At 70.1% G+C, this 16,898-nt stretch carries 13 protein-coding genes; 4 read left to right on the top strand and 9 right to left on the bottom strand.

Annotation, left to right across the window (positions count from 1 at the left end):
- Window positions 1–80: 80 nt before the first annotated feature.
- The 3 genes from HHX37_RS22170 to HHX37_RS22160 are packed head-to-tail and all read left to right on the top strand — an operon-like array spanning window position 81 to window position 5,004.
- Window positions 81–1,700: a PQQ-binding-like beta-propeller repeat protein gene (locus HHX37_RS22170; protein ID WP_182886601.1), complete on the top strand. Its 1,620-nt coding sequence runs from the start codon at window positions 81–83 to the stop codon at window positions 1,698–1,700.
- Window positions 1,701–1,705: 5 nt separating this feature from the next.
- Window positions 1,706–2,506, top strand: coding sequence for a hypothetical protein (locus HHX37_RS22165; protein ID WP_182886600.1), 801 nt, complete (start codon window positions 1,706–1,708; stop codon window positions 2,504–2,506).
- The gene (locus HHX37_RS22160; protein WP_182886599.1) at window positions 2,500–5,004 is read left to right on the top strand and encodes a PQQ-binding-like beta-propeller repeat protein; all 2,505 of its coding nucleotides are present in this window, start codon (window positions 2,500–2,502) and stop codon (window positions 5,002–5,004) included. Before HHX37_RS22165 ends, HHX37_RS22160 begins: the two co-directional genes overlap by 7 nt.
- Window positions 5,005–5,111: 107 nt before the next feature.
- Here the strand turns inward: HHX37_RS22160 and HHX37_RS22155 are convergent, their stop codons facing one another.
- From HHX37_RS22155 to HHX37_RS22145, 3 genes are all read right to left on the bottom strand, one after another.
- Window positions 5,112–6,602 (bottom strand): non-reducing end alpha-L-arabinofuranosidase family hydrolase, encoded by a 1,491-nt coding sequence (locus HHX37_RS22155; RefSeq protein ID WP_182883511.1) that lies wholly within the window; start codon window positions 6,600–6,602, stop codon window positions 5,112–5,114.
- A gap of 272 nt (window positions 6,603–6,874) precedes the next feature.
- Complete coding sequence (locus HHX37_RS22150; RefSeq protein WP_182886598.1) at window positions 6,875–7,372, bottom strand: hypothetical protein; 498 nt, start codon at window positions 7,370–7,372, stop codon at window positions 6,875–6,877.
- Window positions 7,373–7,556: 184 nt separating this feature from the next.
- The gene (locus HHX37_RS22145; RefSeq protein WP_111701102.1) at window positions 7,557–7,760 is read right to left on the bottom strand and encodes a cold-shock protein; all 204 of its coding nucleotides are present in this window, start codon (window positions 7,758–7,760) and stop codon (window positions 7,557–7,559) included.
- 375 nt (window positions 7,761–8,135) lie between these two features.
- On the opposite strand from HHX37_RS22145, the gene HHX37_RS22140 reads away from it, so the two are divergent.
- On the top strand, window positions 8,136–9,056 hold the full coding sequence (locus HHX37_RS22140; protein ID WP_182886597.1) for an SDR family oxidoreductase: 921 nt from the start codon (window positions 8,136–8,138) through the stop codon (window positions 9,054–9,056).
- Here the strand turns inward: HHX37_RS22140 and HHX37_RS22135 are convergent.
- From HHX37_RS22135 to HHX37_RS22110, 6 genes are all read right to left on the bottom strand, one after another.
- Window positions 8,972–9,970: an RNA polymerase sigma-70 factor gene (locus HHX37_RS22135; RefSeq protein WP_182886596.1), complete on the bottom strand. Its 999-nt coding sequence runs from the start codon at window positions 9,968–9,970 to the stop codon at window positions 8,972–8,974. The two genes, HHX37_RS22140 and HHX37_RS22135, sit on opposite strands and share 85 nt — an antisense overlap.
- Window positions 9,971–10,049: 79 nt before the next feature.
- On the bottom strand, window positions 10,050–12,659 hold the full coding sequence (locus HHX37_RS22130; protein ID WP_182886595.1) for an aminotransferase class I/II-fold pyridoxal phosphate-dependent enzyme: 2,610 nt from the start codon (window positions 12,657–12,659) through the stop codon (window positions 10,050–10,052).
- On the bottom strand, window positions 12,656–13,483 hold the full coding sequence (locus tag HHX37_RS22125; RefSeq protein WP_182883517.1) for a 2,3,4,5-tetrahydropyridine-2,6-dicarboxylate N-succinyltransferase: 828 nt from the start codon (window positions 13,481–13,483) through the stop codon (window positions 12,656–12,658). Before HHX37_RS22125 ends, HHX37_RS22130 begins: the two co-directional genes overlap by 4 nt.
- A complete protein-coding gene (locus tag HHX37_RS22120; protein WP_182886594.1) occupies window positions 13,480–14,772 on the bottom strand; it encodes a diaminopimelate decarboxylase in 1,293 nt (430 codons plus the stop codon). The genes HHX37_RS22125 and HHX37_RS22120 overlap by 4 nt, the downstream gene beginning before the upstream one ends.
- Before the next feature lie 15 nt (window positions 14,773–14,787).
- On the bottom strand, window positions 14,788–15,483 hold the full coding sequence (locus tag HHX37_RS22115) for a class I SAM-dependent methyltransferase (protein WP_111701096.1): 696 nt from the start codon (window positions 15,481–15,483) through the stop codon (window positions 14,788–14,790).
- 28 nt (window positions 15,484–15,511) lie between these two features.
- Window positions 15,512–16,879 (bottom strand): hypothetical protein, encoded by a 1,368-nt coding sequence (locus tag HHX37_RS22110; RefSeq protein ID WP_182886593.1) that lies wholly within the window; start codon window positions 16,877–16,879, stop codon window positions 15,512–15,514.
- Window positions 16,880–16,898: the final 19 nt, after the last annotated feature.

Raw genomic sequence — 16,898 nt, 5'->3', positions numbered from 1 at the left:
CGCATCCCACTTCGGTAACAACGGTGGCGGGAATATTCGAATCGTGAACAATGGCCGTACAGCAATCAGGCAGGGTGGGCATGGCCATACGAGTCGGCATTATGACGCTTCTCGTTGTTCTTCTTTGCGGTCTCGTGTCGGCGTCCGAGCCTAATCTCACGCCCGAACATCAGTCGGCCTTCACACCGATCCGCCCCGGCCTCCTCCGTCCGGTCTGGCAGACGACATCGGAGAGCGAGGTCTCGGAAGCGCATCTCGCGGGCCATACGGTGGTAACAGTGACCGGTAATGTACTCGAAGGCTGGGATTGGTACAGCGGACGGCTCAGGTGGCGCACGCAGACCGATCTGCTTGTCGACTGGTCCTATCGTCTTCTGCCGACGAGAAATCTCTTGCTCGTGGCCCCGGAGCCCGATGGAAAGAAGACGGGAGGAAGGGCCGTCATTGTCAATCCTCAGACCGGGGCGCTTCTGTGGACCATGCGTCTCGGCTCTGTCGAGCAGGTTCATGCCACGGTTCTCGGCGCCGGACACGGGCGCATCGTCGTAGCCGGACAGAGACACCGCGAGTTGTGGGCTCTTGGCGATGCCGATGGGGCGCCGGCGTGGCGGATCTCGTCACCGCCGAACTGTTCCTTCGGTTCGGGTGCGGCGGAAGGCGGCATCGCCGCTGTAGTCGTCCGCTGCGGCCGCGAAGTACGACTGCGGGCCGTCGCCACGACCGATGGCAGGCAACTCTGGGAGAGAGCACAGCCACCGGCGAAAAGAATTGGAATCGAGGTGCATGACGGCCTGGTCGCGCTCCACGGAACCGCCGGGATCAGCGTGTACGACGCCACCGGTCACCAACTCCTGGCCTATCCACCGGATCCTCAGGACGATGAATGTGGCTGCGGTGTGACGATTGGCGCCGACGCCGTCGCGGTGACCCGGCCAGGCGCTCTGGACGATGAACTACGCCTTGACTTGATCAGCAGGCAGTCGCTGGCACGACGGTCGATGAAGATCAGTGCCGACAGTCAGTTGGTGGAGGTGGAAGGGCAGATCTATGTGCGGGAGACGTTCTCCGATACACCCGTCGAGATCATCCGATGGGCTCGCCCCGACGCCGGCCTGCTGACCGTCGGTCCCGCCCCTGGCGACACGCCCTGGCTGGTGACGGGCGGCGGCGGCGTGCTCCTGATCGTCAGTGCCGACTACAGAAACGACTCTTACACCCTGGGCGCTTATCGAACCGAAGCTGTCAGTTCCACCGACCCGGGTCTGCTCTACAGAGATGGCGTGGCCGCCTCACAGTGGCCCGACGCCTGCGCGCTGCTGGGGCCCGAGGAGATTGGAGCCGTGATTCCCGGGGCCCGCTACATCCCGCGACCGGTCGCCGCTCCCGCGGAGCTTGGACTGACAACGCCTGCCGCCTGTGACCTGGAGCCGGCACGGAGCAGCGACCCGCTCATCGCCGTCACGGTGTTGTGGATTTTTCCGTCGAAGCACGCGGCCCACCGGGACCTGCTGGCATTCCACGACGATGAGGGCCCTCCACTGGAGAAAATCGGAGATGAAGCGGTGAGGGACAGTCAGACGAGCGACCGTCTCTATCTCAGGGTCGGTGCGGTCCTAGTGCGACTCGACGTTCCAGGCCATGCGGAGTACGTCTCCGGGCTTGGGCGCCGGTTGGCGAAGAAGTTGCGGGAGACGGGGTGACCGGCATGGCCACGCAGGAGCCGGACGCACCGGCGGGGAAAAAGCCACGATGGTTCGCCAAGCCGTTGATCTGGGCGCTCACCACTTTTGGGGCGGCAGTCGCCGGAGTGGTCGCGGTGGTGGTCAACAATATCTATCTGCAGGCGGAAGACGGAGTGAAGGACTGGAGAGAGGAAGAGCCCATACGAGCGGTCGCGTCCTCACGCCCCTGGGAGGGCGATGTCGGCGCGTTCGAGGACGCCTTACTGAAGGGCTCGGACCGGTTCCTACTGCTCCGGGGCGCGACCCGGGAACAATGGGATGATCTGGTGCGACGGCACAAGGGCGCACAGGTCGGTTATCAGTACATCACCGTGGTGATTCAGGGCCTGCGCAACCGAAGCGTACGGATCATCGACGTCCGGCCGCGCATTCTGAGCGCCGGGCCTGTCTTCAAGGGCACCTGCATTCAGGTGCCGACCGCGGGCGACGCCGGAACGTACAACATCAAGGCCGATCTCGATCACCTGCGTCCCGGGTACGGCACGAAGAACCGGTCTGGAACGTTCCTCGGAAAGAGCATCGAGCTGGCCGCGAACGACCGGGTGACCGTGCAGTTGTCCACTTTGGCGCACAACCACTCCTATGAGTACGACGTCGAAATCATTTACGACTACGGCGACAATTCCGAACTGCAGGAGAGCTACGCCAAGCAGTCGAATGGCGATGCCTTCCGCGTGACCGGCCCGGCGAAGAAGTACAAGGTCAGCTATACCGAACCGGGGTTGACCAACAGCTACCGGGCTTCAAGGAACAAATCGTGCTGATTCGCGCGTCGCGGCTGGCCATTCTGGCCGCCCTGAGTGTGCTGCTGCTTCCGACGGGTAGCACCTCACCGGCGAGCGCTCCCACCGGGAACCGGTTGGCCGAAGTGTGGCATGTGGATATCCCGCTTCCCTCCGACTCGGACTCCGCCGGAGCGAGGTGGCGCGGGCGTCTCGCCCTGTCGACCCGGCTCGGGTTCGCCGCGGTCGACATGCTCAGCGGTGCGCAGGTATGGCGCTACGCGCGCGACGACCTGGTCGTCGGCAACTGGATGAGCCTCGGGGACGTCCTCGTCGCCGAGTACAGCCGTCCGGGAGCCACCGAGGACATCACATCGTTGATCGCGATCGGCGTGTACACGGGCCACGAGCTCTGGCGGCGCGACGGACTGCGGATGGCAGGCGCGTGGAAGGGAGACCGAGGGGACGTCAAGCGCGATCGGGTGGCCGTCGCCGCCACTGAGTCCGGTAAGGAGCTCGTGGGCCTCGACCTGCGCGACGGGCATACCGTCTGGAGACGCGGCGTGAGGGACTGCCAGACGGACTCCGTCGGCATGGAGAACGGACAGCCCGTTCTGAGCGGGAGCTGCCCTGGACGCGATCGCCTCAGCATGCTGGACGGAGCGACGGGGCGGGACGTGTGGTCACTCCTCGTCACGAGAGCATCGAATGTGGATGTGTCCTTGGCCGACGACCTGATCGGTCTCGTCGTCGACCACGCCGTCGTGCTGCTGGACACCGCAGGGCACAAGATCGCCGCACGGAGCGGGTGCTGGCCGGCCTGTCCCGTCGTGCGGGTCGGTGACCGCGCGGTGGTGGCATATCAGGCGGGGCCCGACGCTGTGCTGGAGGCCGTCGATGTTCGTACGGCGCGTTCCTACTGGCGGTTGGCGCGTCATTCCCCATCCTTTCCGTCCTGGTACCAAGGCCTGCTCACCGACGGCCGCTCCGTCTACGGCATGCTGATGCGTGACGAGATCACCTATCTCCTGCATGAAGTGGATCCGAAGACCGGACGGGGAGAGACCCTCGCCGTGCCGGTCTGGGGCAGGACGATCGCCGGTGCCGGTGGCGACTTCTATCTCGCGCAGACTCGCTCCCGCCCCGGTCAGGCTCCGGTCAGGCGTCTGACGCTGCTGAGGAGGAGCCCCGGGGGCGATGGTCCGCCGGAACTGTCCGGGGTGAGTTCGGCCGCATGGCCGGACGCCTGCGCCCTGCTTCCTGAGGCGCACCTCACCGCGATTCCCAGGAACAGGCACATCGGCGACGTCACTGTGCCATCACCCCATGCCTGTGACTATGCCGGGCATCAGGGCGAGATCGTGCGCACGCGCGTCGCCCGTGTGGCTCCGGACCAGCGACAGGCGCAGGCGTACATGACGAGCATGCAGGTCGACGACAGCGACTATCAGGTGCGAGGGGTGGGCGATCAGGCGATCGTCTTTCCCGGCTATCCGAAGGCCGTTGTCGTGCGTGCCGGGAACGTCGTCTTCAGCATGGAGCAGGCTGGTGCTCCCGGTGCAGTGGATCTGCTCGCCTTGGCGCGTCGAGCCGCGGATCACCTCCGCTCCCACGGAGACCGGGAGAACGCTGCGCAGCAGGTGCCGTCCAGTCCAGGTCTGCGGCCGGCCTGGCTTTCGAAGTCGGGCATCGTCGTGTACGAGGACCAAGATGATCCAGTACGCCTGATCGGCTACGTGCCCCAAGATGGGCTCATCCGGATGCGCACCGCGCCGGACGGGACCTCGACCAAAGAGATCTCCGGCGACAGCGCCACCTCCCCTGACGGACGTTCAGCGGTCACGGCGAGCACGTCTTTCCCCTCAAGCGGTCGCGACACCACGAGGATCACCGATCTGGCCTCCGGCGCCGGGAGTCTCGTCTCGACCGTCCGTGCCCCACGCGGCCTGTCGTGGCCGAGTTGGTCGCCCGATGGACGCAAGATCCTCATGACGATCCGGGAGTCACACGGATCCCAGGAGCGCAGTCTTGGGTTCACGGTCATCGACGTGGCGAGTCTGAAGGCCCATAGCGTCACCATCGACGATCCCGACGCCCACTACACCTGGCTGGGGAAGGGCACGATGGTGGCGTCTTCGACGGACAAGAGGATCGACCTCTACTCCCCCGACGGCCGCCCGATCAGAAGGTTGCTCGGCAAGGGAACACCCAACGTCGATGGAATGGGAGCCGACTCCCCCTCCGGACGCAGGTTCAGCACATGGTGCCCCGGGAACGAAGCCGAGATCTGTATCTGGAATGTCTCCGACGGCGCGTCGGTCGCCCGCATCCCGTACGACGCGCCACACGTGGTCGGCTGGTGGGACGAGGACCATCTGATCGTGTGGGCGGACGACCAGGAGAAGGCACCCCACCGTGCCGTGGTGATCGATTTTCGCGGGAAGGTCACCAGGACTCTCGTAAGGGCCGGTGACAGAGACTACGAAGACGGCCGTCTGGGATTGATATTCACCCGTACATCCGCTGGGGCAGCGGGCTGAATGAGCGTCGGACATGACGAGGGCGGGCTCGGCGTTGTGCCGAGCCCGCCCGTTTCAGGTCCACCCTCACATGTCAGGGCTTGGAGGCGGGACCTGTGTCATACGCCTTAACGCTGCAGGGTCAGGACGCCCGGGCGGTAGGGCAGGAGACCGTAGTCGACGTTGCCGGAGTTCGGGCTGCGGCCCTGGTAGAGCAGCTGCAGGTTGCAGGGGTCGACCGTCTTGGTCTGGTCGGGGTTGTTGCGGACCAGGTCACCGTGGCTGATGTCGTTGGTCCAGGTGGCACCGCTGTTGGCCTTGCCGGCGAACGGGTTGCTCTCGCTGGCGGCGTTCGGCGTCCACGACCCGCTCAGGCTGTCGGCCGTGAAGGAGCGGAAGTAGCGGCCCTGCGAGCCGATCGCCTCGACGAGCATGAGGTACTTGTTCTGGTTCTGCAGCTTGTAGACCTCGACCGCCTCGAACAGGTTGTTGGTCGAGTCGCTCATGATCTGCGTGTAGTTGGAGCCGAAGCTGCTCGGGAAGTTCCCGATCGGCATGCTCTGCCGGTAGATCTTGCCGTTGTCGCCGGCGAAGAACAGGTACATGTTCTGGCCGTCACCGATCAGCGTCTGGTCGATCGGGCCGGTGCCCCCACCGCCGATGTTCGCGGTGGACAGGGTCTGCGTCGCACCCCAGCCGTTGGGGTTGGTCGGGTCGCTGGAGGTGCGGTAGGAGAACGCGGTCCCGCCCCACTGGTAGGTGAGCACCCAGATGTTCTTGGGGGCGAAGTAGAACAGCGTGGGCGCGACCGTGGAGGAGTTCATCTTGGTCTGGGTGGCCGAGGCCATGTCCGACCAGTTGGTGAACGGGCTGAAGGCCATCGAACCCCAGGTCGACCCGGTGTCGTGCGTGGTGGCGTAGACGATGTGCTTGCCGTTGTAGGTGACGTTGGTGAAGTCCTTGAGCGACACCCAGCCGGACTTCGGCTGCGCCAGCGCGCCGGTCGAGGTCCAGCGGTACGACGACGGAAGCGGGCACGTGCCGGTCGGCGTCACAGACGGCGACGCGGACGGCGACGCGGACGGCGACTGGCTCGGGCCGCCAGAGGTGGTCCACTTCTGGTTGGTCCCGCCGTGGCAGGTCCACAGGTAGACGGCGGACCCGTTGGCCGTGCCGTAGTTGCTCACGTCGAGGCACAGGCCCGACTGCACGCCCGTGATCGTCCCGTCGGAGTTGAGCCGCCACTTCTGGTTGGCCTGGCCGTTGCAGGACCAGATGACCACCTTGGTGCCGTTCGCGGTGCCCTGACCGTAGGCGTCCACGCACCGCGTGCCGTTGAACGTCCGCAGGTCACCCGACGAGGTGAACTCGAACGCCTGGTTGGCCTGGCCGTTGCAGTCGTAGATCTGCAGACCGGTTCCCTGCGCGTCGGTGTTGCCCACCACATCGAGGCACCGGCCCGACCCGACGCCCACCAGCGGCGCCGCCGCCGCCGACGCGGGCGCCGCCGAGACCAGCGCCGCGGCCAGCACCGTCACCAGCGCGGCGGACACACGCGCCGCCACGGTGACGTGGGAACGCCACCGGCCGACGGCCGAACGGATGGGGGGTGAATGCATGGTCTACTCCTGAGGGTGGGTCGAGGCGGAGGCCTGGGTCCTACGAAGTGCTGTTAGCGCTAACATTTTCTGTGGCACGAGAGGTCGCGTCCACGGGCGTCGATGTCGGTGGTGGTATTGGCGGAGCAAACTAGGGGACAGCGGGTGGCGTCAAGAGGCCGATCGAGAGGTCCGGTGACGCTCCGACCTTCAGAGGCGCATCTATCTGGCGTTACCGGCACAGCCCACACAGAACAGGCGGCGGCCTCGTGATGAAACTTTCAACCGCGCGCTCACGCCGGTGAGGCCCTCGCCCGCACGCGGCGGGAGCCAACGGATAGGGCCAAGGCGGCGGCAGCGCAGGCGATGGTGGCGAGCAGCGGTGGAGCCCATGGGTTTGCGGGGCCGCTGCTGATGTAGTCAGGCTGGCTGCCCGCGCTGACCTCCGCAGGGGTGAACGGCCATGGGCATTCACCCACGAAGACCACCAGATTGACCACCGCCATGACGCCGAGGAGCGCGGCGCCGGCCATCCCCGTTCGCCACCAGAACCAGGAGAAGCCGGCCGCTGACAGAGCGAACAGCGGCAGGACACCCACCACGAGGAGATCGAGCGCGAGCAGGTATCGCGCGTCGACTCCGATGAAACGCCAGGCGAAGGAGACGAGCGGCAGGTAGTCGATGCCGCCGCGCGCGGTCATGGCCATCAGCAGGGACGGCACCGCTGAGAGGAGCACCGCCAGCGCCATCCACGGCCACGCCCGGCGACGGGCCCGGTCCTTCTCGATCACCAGCGAATCGTACGGGACCGCCTCGCCGAGGGCCTGCCCTCACGGTGCCGCTTCACCGGCTCCGAGGCGGGCTACCTGTGAATGACGAAGGCCCCGGGACTCCGTGAGGAGCCCGGGGCCGGATGCCGTCGGATGGCGCGGGCCTCACCTCGGTGGGCCCGGCATCGGCGGTGCGAAGCGCTGCTTAGAGCGGGCGGACCTGCTCGGCCTGCGGGCCCTTGGCGCCCTGGCCGGCGGTGTACTCGACCCGCTGGTTCTCCTCGAGCGAGCGGTAGCCGCGGCTGTCGATGGCCGAGTAGTGGACGAAGACGTCCGGAGTGCCGTCGTCGGGGGCGATGAAGCCGAAGCCCTTCTCGGCGTTGAACCACTTGACGGTTCCCTGGGCCATACTGCTTTCTCCTTCATGAGACGATCTCGAGGGCCACGGGTGTGGTCCCTCGGGCTGCTGCGACCGACCGCCTCGGGAAAGCCTCGGCTCCGTACGGCAACGCCCGCTGTCACTACTCAGCAAGCGTTTCAACGCATACTGGTACTTCGACACAACCTCTGTCTCGACATTACACGCCGCGACGCGGTTCTCGCGCCCCCCTTTCGCAAAACCCCGTACGCGCCCCGCGGGCCGCACCCCTCCAGCGGCCGAAGGCACAAGGCCCGTAGGTGAGGGAGCCTCTCGATCTGTGATGACGGACACATGTGTCACAGACGGGCAGACCGTCCTGTCCTTGCTCAGCGAACGGAAACTCGTGCGACCAGGGGGTTCGCAATGGAAGTACCCGACTTGAGCGGGAAGCTGGCGGTGGTGACCGGGGGCAGCGACGGTCTCGGTCTCGGCCTGGCCACACGCCTGGCCCAGGCCGGGGCCGAGGTGGTGCTGCCGGTCCGCAACGTCGCCAAGGGCGCCGCCGCGCTCCAGAGGATCCACGCGGCCGCGCCGGAGGCCGTGATCTCCACTCGTGAGCTCGACCTGGCCTCGCTGGAGTCGGTCGCGAAGCTCGCCGACGCCCTCCGGCACGAGGCCCGCCCGATCGACATCCTGATCAACAACGCGGGCGTGATGGCTCCCGCCTCCCGGCACACCACCGCGGACGGCCTGGAGCTGCAGTTCGGCACCAACCACATCGGCCACCTGGCGCTGGTGGCACGGCTCCTGCCGCTGCTGCGCCTGCGCGGAGCGCGGGTCACCACCATGACCAGCAGCGCCGCCCGCTCGGCGAAGATCGACTGGGCCGACCTGCAGAGCGAACGTAAGTACTCGCCGGTCCGCTCGTACGGTCAGTCGAAGCTGGCCAACCTTCTCTTCGGGCTCGAACTGGACCGGCGCAGCAGGGCCGGGGGGTGGGGCATCGTGAGCAACGTCGCCCATCCCGGCACGACCCTGACCAACCTCTACGCGTCCGGGCCGAACCTCGGCCGCGCCCGCTCCGCGCCGTACGAGCGGATCATGACCCGGCTCCTGCGGTGGGGTCTGTTCGTGCAGCCGGTCGACGCCGGGCTGCTGCCCGCCCTGTACGCGGCCACCAGCCCGGACGCCCAGGGCGGTCGGCTGTACGGCCCCGACGGCATCGGCCAGTTCACGGGCGGCCCCACGGAGCTGCCCCTCTACCGGTCGGTCCGGGCCGGGTCCGACGCGGGCCGGCTGTGGGACGTCTCCGAGCGGCTGGCCGGGGTCGAGTTCCCCTCCTGACCCGGCCCGTCCGCGCCGGACACTGCGGCGATCTTGGCGGGGTTCATCATCCACAGCACCTGGTCGATGCCCTCGTCGGAGGCGTTGACGGTGAGCACGGTGAACACCTCGCCGTCACGGCGGAGCACGGCCGCCGCCTGCCCGTTGACGTCGGCCCACTCCACCTCGGCCCCGGCCCAGAAGCGGTCCGCGAACGCCCTGACGTACTTCGCGACCCGCAGCGCGCCGACCACGGGGATGCGGGAGGCGCGGACCGCGCCGCCGCCGTCGGAGTAGCTGACCACGTCCGCGGCGAGGATCCGCTCCAGCGCGGCGAGGTCGCCGGAGCGGGCGGCGGTGACGAAGGCGCCGAGCAGCCTGCGCTGCTCGGCTCTGGTCACCGGCGTCCGGCGCTTGGAGGCGAGGTGCTTGCGGGCCCTGCTGACCAGTTGCCGCACCGCCGCCTCACTGGTCTCGATGATCTCGGCGATCTGCCGGTAGGGGTAGTCGAACGCCTCGCGCAGCACGTAGGCCGCGCGTTCGGTGGGGGTGAGCCGCTCCAGCAGGAGCAGGACCGCGAAGCCCAGGGCCTCGCCCCGCTCGGCGCCGAGGTGGGGGTCGTCGCGGGTGTCGACGGGTTCGGGGAGCCACGGGCCGACGTACGTCTCGCGGCGGACCCGGGCGGACTGCAGGACGTTGAGGGCGAGGCGGGTGGTCACCGTCGCCAGGAACGCCCCCGGTTCGGCCACGGTGTCGCGGTCGTAGGCCTGCCAGCGCATCCAGACGTCCTGCAGCAGGTCCTCCGCCTCGGTGGAACTGCCCAGCATCCGGTACGCGATCCCGAACAGGCGGGGCCGCACGCTCTGGAAGACGGCCGCCGCCTGGTCGAGATCGTCCACATCGCGGACGTGTCTCCCCGATCCGGTGTCCCCCATGACGATGGCTCCCGTTCCGCCGGCGATGGACCCGTCCAGCCTTTCACTCGCCCATCTCGCGGCTTCGACGGGGGATCCCTCAGCTCCAGGGGCCCTTCAGCAGGGTGTGGAAGCAGTCGGCGCCGAACTCCAGCGCCCGCACCGAGACGCGCTCGTCGGCGCAGTGCAGGCGGTCGCGGTAGACGACCTCGGGTCCGTGCAGCAGCGGCATCCAGCCGTAGCACTCGATGCCGAGCCCGCGGAAGACCCGCGCGTCGGTCGAGGCGGGCGTGATCACGGGGACCGGGACGCCGCCCGGGTCCCTGTCCCTGAGCACTCCGGCGAGCCGGTCGTAGAAGCCGCCGAGGCGCGGTGGCGGGCTCTTCTCGCCCTCCACGAGGATCTCGACGTCCATCTCGCAGCCGGCCCGGGCGCGCAGTCCGGCGAGGAAGTCCTCCGTCGAGAAGTCGCCGGGGAGCAGCCGTCCGTCGAGTTCGACCGTGATCTCGGAGGGGTGCACGTTCGTCACCGTGCCGCCGCGCAGCACGGTGGCGGTGACCGTGTGCCGGACGAGCGACTGGAGATAGCGGGAGGCCGTGTCGCCCAGCCCGGCCAGGAGGGCGGCGTTCCCGGGGTCGGCCCGGAACGCCTCGACGGCGCGGCCGGCCTCGGGCGGCAGCGCCCGCGCCAGTTCGCCCAGCATGTGGTCGACGACCGGGGTGAGCCGGACGCCGAGGCCGCCGTCGGAGATCGCGTCGAGCAGCCGGGCGAGTTTGCGTACGGCGCCGTCGGCGGACGGCACCCGGGAGGCGTGCCCGCCCGGCCCGCGCAGGGTCGCCCGGACCCAGCAGGTGCGCTTCTCCCCCACCACGACGGGATGGACGCGTGCGTACGCGCCGAGGCCCAGCTCGGCGCCGCCGTCCTCGCCGATCGCGTGCCTGACCCCGGCGAACAGCTCCGGGTGCCGGCCCACGAGGAACCGCGCCCCCACCGTGCTCCCGGCCTCCTCGTCGGGAACGACGGCCAGGATGACGTCACCGGGTGGCTCCTCACCCGCCGCCCGCATGCGCAGCAGCGCCGCCAGCATCATCGCGAGCTGGCCCTTCATGTCGACGGCCCCGCGCCCCCACAGCTCGCCTCCGGCGATCTCCCCGCCGAACGGCGGGCGGGTCCAGGGCTGCCCCTCCACCGGGACGACGTCGGCGTGCGCCTGGAGCAGCAGGGGCGGTTCGGCGCCCCGGCCGGGCAGCCGGGCGACGAGGTTCGGGCGGCGCGGGTCCGCCGCGAGCAGCCGCGTCTCCAGCCCGGCGGCGTCCAGCAGGTCGCGGATCCAGCCGACGCAGTCCGCCTCGTCGCCCGGGGGGTTGACGGTGGGGAACCTGATCAGCCGCTGCGCGATCGCCGTCGCCGTCGGTGACGGCTCGCCCGGCGAGGGCGGAGCGGCCTCCTCCGCCCGCCGCGTCGCCACCTCCACCGCACCGCGGCCGGGACCGGCGGCGGACGCGTGACCGTCGCCCGCGGGACGGCCGCCGTGACCGAGGCCGTCGCGCAGCCGGGTGAGCGCCGCACGCATGACCGTCTCCTCGTGGACGAGGGCGACGCGCAGGTGCCCGGCCCCCGGGTTCACGCCGTACGGCCCCTCGGCCGCGAGATAGCGGCCCGGCATGACGGACAGGCCCTGGTCGCGCCACAGGTCCCGGGCCGCCGCCTCGTCGTCGGGCACCGGCAGCCAGAGGAAGAAGCCCGCCTCGGCCCTGCGATAGCCGGGGAGCCCGCCGAGGATCTCGTCGGCCAGGTCCCAGTTGCGGGCCAGCGCGGTCCGCAGCCGCGCCACGTGGGCGTCGTCGGACCACAGCGCGGCGGCGGCCGCGCAGACGGGCAGCGGGCTGGAGACTCCGCAGGCCCGGTTGTGGGCGGCGTACGCGGCGACCGTGGCGGGGTCACCCGCGGCGAAGCCGCTGCGCAGCCCCGGCGCCGCGGACCGCTTCGACAGGCTGTGCAGCACCAGGAACCGTCCGGGCGCGACCGAGCCGTGCTCCACCAGCGAGAGGTAGCCCGGGGGCTCGCGGCCGGTGGACAGGTCGGTGTAGCACTCGTCGACGACGAGCAGCGCGCCGGCCGTTGCGGCGATCTTCGTGATCTCGCTGAGGGCCTCCTCCGGCAGGATCTCCCCCTCCGGGTTGCCTGGGTTGCACACGATCAGGGCGGCGACGGGGGAACGCGCGGCGTCCACGGCCGCCGCGACGGCGGCCGGGCCGTCGCCCCCGGCGAAGAACTGCGGCCGGGCGCCCGCCGCCTCGGCTCCCGCGAGGTACGTCGGGTAGAAGGGGTTGGGCATGACGACCGAGGGAGTCTCGCCGTCGCGGCGGGCCCGCGCCCTGGTGGACGTGACGGCGAGGGCGACGGCGGCCGCGACGGCCTGTTTGGTGCCGGGGGTCGGCTCGATCGCGATCGCCTCGTCGTCCAGCCCCCGCCGTACGCCGAAACGGCGCTCCAGCCAGCCCCGGTAGGCGGCCCGCAGTTCGGGGGTGCCGCCGAGCGGCGGATAGCGGGTCCACCCCTCGGCGTCGTCCAGGAGGCCGGGCGCGAGCGGTGGCATCACGAGCCGCGACTCGCCGAGGTGGAGCCGCACCGGTTCCCGGTCCGGCGGCGCGGACACGCCGTCGAGCAGGTCGCGCAGCAGGGCGAACGCGCTCCGGGCGGTGGTCACCGGTCCAGGTCCCGTACGAGGTCGTTGAGCGCGGTCTTGCCCCGGGTCCGCTCGTCGGCGTACTTGACGATCACCGCCGCGTACGTCGAGAGGCCGGGCCGGCGCGGGTCGGTGCGCGCCCCGGGGATCACCACGGCGTTCTCCGGCACCTCCCCGTAGGTCACCTCGCCCGAGGCCCGGTCGACGATCGGCGTCGAGCGGCCCAGGTAGACGCCCATCCCGACGACCGCGCCGCGGCGCACCCGCACGCCCTCGGCGATCTCGCTGCGGGCGCCGACGAAGACGTCGTCCTCGATGACGACCGGGTCGTCGCCGATCGGCTCCAGCACGCCGCCGAGGCCGGCGCCGCCGGAGATGTGGCACCGCGCGCCGACCTGCGCGCAGGAGCCGACCGTCGCCCAGGTGTCGATCATGGTGCCCGGTCCCACGTACGCGCCGACGTTCACGAAGCAGGGCATCAGCACGGCGCCCGGCGCGACGTACGCCCCGAAGCGGACGACGGCGCCGGGGACGACCCTGATCCTCGCCTCCTGGAAGTCGGGCTCCTTCCACGTCTCGAACTTCAGGGGCACCTTGTCGAAGGTCCGGGGGCGGCCGGGGCCCGCCTCGGCCATCTCGCTCCGGCCGGTGCGGAACGACAGGAGGATCAGCTTCTTGACGAAGGTGTCCACGACCCATTCCTCGCCCAGGGGGCGGGCGGCGCGCAGCTCGCCGCGGTCGAGCGCGCCGAGACCGGCCTCGATCTCCGGGGCGAGGACCGCCAGTTCGGCTTCGGTCAGCTCGGCGCGCCGTTCCCAGGCGGCCTCCACCGCGGCTTCGTTCACAGGCTTCGCTCCTCGTGCTCGTGGTTCGGGAGGCCGGCCGGCGACGCGATCGGCACCGGCTCCGGCTTCCAGCGGGCCGTGGCCAGGTAGTCGTCGACGGTCTCGGCGCGGCGGATCTCGACGACGTCGCCGCCGGGGGTCATCATCAGCTCGGCCGGTCGCAGCCGGCCGTTGTAGGTGAAGCCCATGGCGTGCCCGTGCGCGCCGGTGTCGTGGACGAGGGCGATGTCCCCCTCGCGGGGATCGGGCAGCATCCGGTCGATCGCGAACTTGTCCATGTTCTCGCAGAGCGAGCCGACCACGTCGAACCGCGACCGCTCCCGTCCCCGGGCGAAGGGCAGGCTGACGTGGTGGTACGCGCCGTACATCGCGGGGCGCATGAGCGCGGACATCGACGCGTCGACGCCGACGATCTCGCGGCCCTTGCGGCAGCGGTTGACCACCCGGGTCACCAGCACGCCGTGGGGCCCGGTGACGTACCGCCCGCACTCCATGAGGATGCGCGGGGCCCGCTGCGGGAAGCACCGGCGCCGCGCGGCCACGATGGCGTCGGCGTACGCCGTGAAGCTGAGCGGCTTGTCCTCGGGGCGGTAGGGGATGCCGAGGCCGCCGGCCACGTTGACGTACTCGATGTCGACTCCGGCGGCCTCGGCCACGTGCGCGCCCAGCTCGACGACGTCCACCGCCGCCCGGATGGCCCGGTCGACGTCCAGCTCGTTGGCGCAGGTCATGCCGTGAATGCCGAACCGGGTCACGCCGCGCCGCCGGGCCTCGCGGTAGGCGTCGGGGAGCTCGTCCAGGGGCACGCCGAACTTGGAGCCGGTCGGGTCGCCCATGAGGGACGAGCCCGCCGCGAGCCCGTTGGGCGAGGCGCGGAACGCCACCGTCTCCGGCAGGACGTCCGCCTTGCCGAGGAACGACCGGTCGTCGAACGTGATGAGCGCCCCGGCCTCCAGGGCGGCGCGGTACTCGGAGAGCCGGGTGTTGTTGGAAGTGAAGATCACCTCGTCGCCGGCCGCGCCGACGCGCGCGGCCAGCTCCAGCTCGATCGGTGACGCGCAGTCGAGCCCGCTGCCCTCCCGGTGCAGCAGGGAGAGGACGGCGGGGTTCGGCAGGGCCTTCACGGCGAAGTACTGGCGGTAGGGCTCGCCCCGGAAGGCGTCCACCATCCCCCGGTACGTCTCGATGATCCCCTGGGCGTCGTAGATGTGGAACGGCGTGCCGTACGCGGCCACGACGTCCGGGAGCACGGGCAGGAGCTTGCGGGCGAACCCGTCAGAGATCGGCACGCTGGTCCTCCTCGGTCACGGCACCCGCGCGACGCATATGGTGCGGTTGCGCATGCCGCTGATGGGCCGCAGATAGGGGAAGTAGTAGCTCTCCAGCGGCTCGAACCCGAACGACGACAGGGTGTCCTGGAGGTAGTCCTTCGAGACGAACCAGAAGCCCTCGACCCGCTCGTGCGGCGCGAAGGCGACGTGCCGGTCGCGCGGCGCGTCGTTGGAGAAGACCAGGCGCGTCCCGGACCGCAGGCCCAGGCTCTCCAGCTTGCCGAGGGCGGGCCGCAGTTCCTCCACGGGGTCGAAGAGGTGGCCGAGCAGGCCGTCGGCGTAGACCGCCTCGGCGTCGCCCACGTCGGCCGCCGTCAGCGCGAAGTAGTCCGCGGTGAAGGCGTCGACGCCCTTCTGCCGGGTCAGCCGCACCGCCTCCTCGTTGTAGTCCATCGCCCTGACCTTCCGCTCGCAGTGCACGAGGTCGGCCTCGACGAACCCGTTGCCGCAGCCGAGGGAGAAGACGCCGGAGCCGTCCGCGGTCAGCGACAGGATCTTGAGGACCATGTGCGAGCGGTATTCGGGGACGTACGTGGAGGGGGTGATGGAGTCGTTGTACGCGCCGCCGCTCTCCCATATGTCGTAGATGGTGGCTTCGGCCCCGCCGACCTCGCGCTGCGTGCAGTAGTACTCGCGCACCGCGTCGAGCGCCTGTCGGGTCTGGGTCATGTGCGTTCTCCTTGGTCAGGCGTCCTGGTCAGGCGTCGCCGTGGGCGTGGAGGTGCTCCTGCAGGTAGTCGACGGAACGGAGGGGACGCGAGCGCATCTCCTCGATCAGGGGCAGCAGTGGCGCGGGGTTCGCCGGGCCGTAGGCGCCGTACAGCGCGACGGCGGGCTCGCCCCGGCCGGCGAGCAGCGCGTCCGCGAGGACCCGGGCCAGCGAGCGCAGCCCCGCCAGGACGACCTCCGGGTCGCCCTTCAGGCGGCCGTCCTCCAGGGCGAGCGCGCCCAGCTGGACGAAGTAGGACAACTGGAGGAACATGCCGTCGCTGTCGGGGAAGTGGCCGAGGCCGCGGTCGACGTACCGCAGGCACTCCCCCAGGTAGTAGGCGACGGCGTCGGCGCCGGACAGGTCCATGCGGGGCGCCCAGACGTCGGCGAGGATCAGGATGCCGAAGACGTCGGCCGCGACCTCCTGGAGGACGACCGACGCCCAGCGGTCGGCGGCGTTCAGCTCCTTGTAGGCGGTGGCCGGGCGGCGCACGCTGTGCCCCAGCTCGTGACCGAACACGCCGAGCGCCGGGATCCGCGCGAAGCGCTCCCCGCCCGGCTCGTACGGCTCGCCCAGATCGAGGTGCCGCGCCGCGAGCGGCCCGGAGAAGCCCTCGACCATGGCCCGGTGGGTGTTGCCGAAGTAGTAGGTCTTCTTGAACGGCGAGCGCTTCACCCCCTCGTCCTCCGGGAGGAAGTAGGCGATGTGCTTCGGGTGGAGGGCGCCCTCCCCGGCCATGAAGAACAGCCGGGTCGCCGCGAACGCCGGCACGTCGCCGAGCCGCAGGTCGGCGTGCAGCCGGGCGAGATACTTCGCGACGTCCTCCTGGTACGTCAGGGCCTCGGACACGTCGGCCTGGCGTTCGGGGTCCCGGCGGCAGGCGAACGCGGTCGGCAGCCCCCGCAGGTCCTTGCCGTACCAGGTGGAGATCTGGCCGGCGACGACCGCGACGTCCTCCTCGACGCCGACGAGCTCCTGGAGGATGTCGTCGGTGTAGCCGTGCTGGACGGCGTCCGCCCGCAGGGCGAGCGCCCGGCGGTCCACCTCCCCGGGCAGGTGCCCGCCGATCCGGCGCATCGCCTCGGCGACGGGCAGCGGGTCGGGGAGCCGGGTCCGGGCGGGTGCGCCGACGGTCTTGACGGTGCGCCACTCGTCCTCCACGGCCGCGCCGAGCGCGGCCAGGTCGCGGAGGAAGGCCGGCCCGAGGGCGGGGGCGGCGTCCGCGAGGTCGAGCCGCCGCAGTTCGTAGCGGTCGGACGGCGGCCAGAAGGCGTTGCGATGGTCGCCGTAGGTCGTCGCCCTGGCGAGGTTGGCCGTGTAGTCGAAGCGATCAGCGGGGGGCTGTCCGGTCACCGTTGCACTCCCATCCTTT

This window comes from Microbispora sp. H10885 (assembly GCF_014161415.1).
GTDB classification, from domain to species: Bacteria; Actinomycetota; Actinomycetes; order Streptosporangiales; family Streptosporangiaceae; genus Microbispora; species Microbispora triticiradicis.
Note: the sequence above shows the minus strand (reverse complement) of the source record. Positions and strands in the feature narration are given on the sequence as shown.

Excerpts from the sequence above, each read along its gene's own strand:
- HHX37_RS22155 (WP_182883511.1), bottom strand. The coding sequence starts at position 6,602 with ATGCATTCACCCCCCATCCGTTCGGCCGTCGGCCGGTGGCGTTCCCAC.
- HHX37_RS22165 (WP_182886600.1), top strand. The coding sequence starts at position 1,706 with ATGGCCACGCAGGAGCCGGACGCACCGGCGGGGAAAAAGCCACGATGG.
- HHX37_RS22145 (WP_111701102.1), bottom strand. The coding sequence starts at position 7,760 with ATGGCCCAGGGAACCGTCAAGTGGTTCAACGCCGAGAAGGGCTTCGGC.
- HHX37_RS22135 (WP_182886596.1), bottom strand. The coding sequence starts at position 9,970 with ATGGGGGACACCGGATCGGGGAGACACGTCCGCGATGTGGACGATCTC.
- HHX37_RS22170 (WP_182886601.1), top strand. The coding sequence starts at position 81 with ATGGCCATACGAGTCGGCATTATGACGCTTCTCGTTGTTCTTCTTTGC.
- HHX37_RS22115 (WP_111701096.1), bottom strand. The coding sequence starts at position 15,483 with ATGACCCAGACCCGACAGGCGCTCGACGCGGTGCGCGAGTACTACTGC.
- HHX37_RS22140 (WP_182886597.1), top strand. The coding sequence starts at position 8,136 with ATGGAAGTACCCGACTTGAGCGGGAAGCTGGCGGTGGTGACCGGGGGC.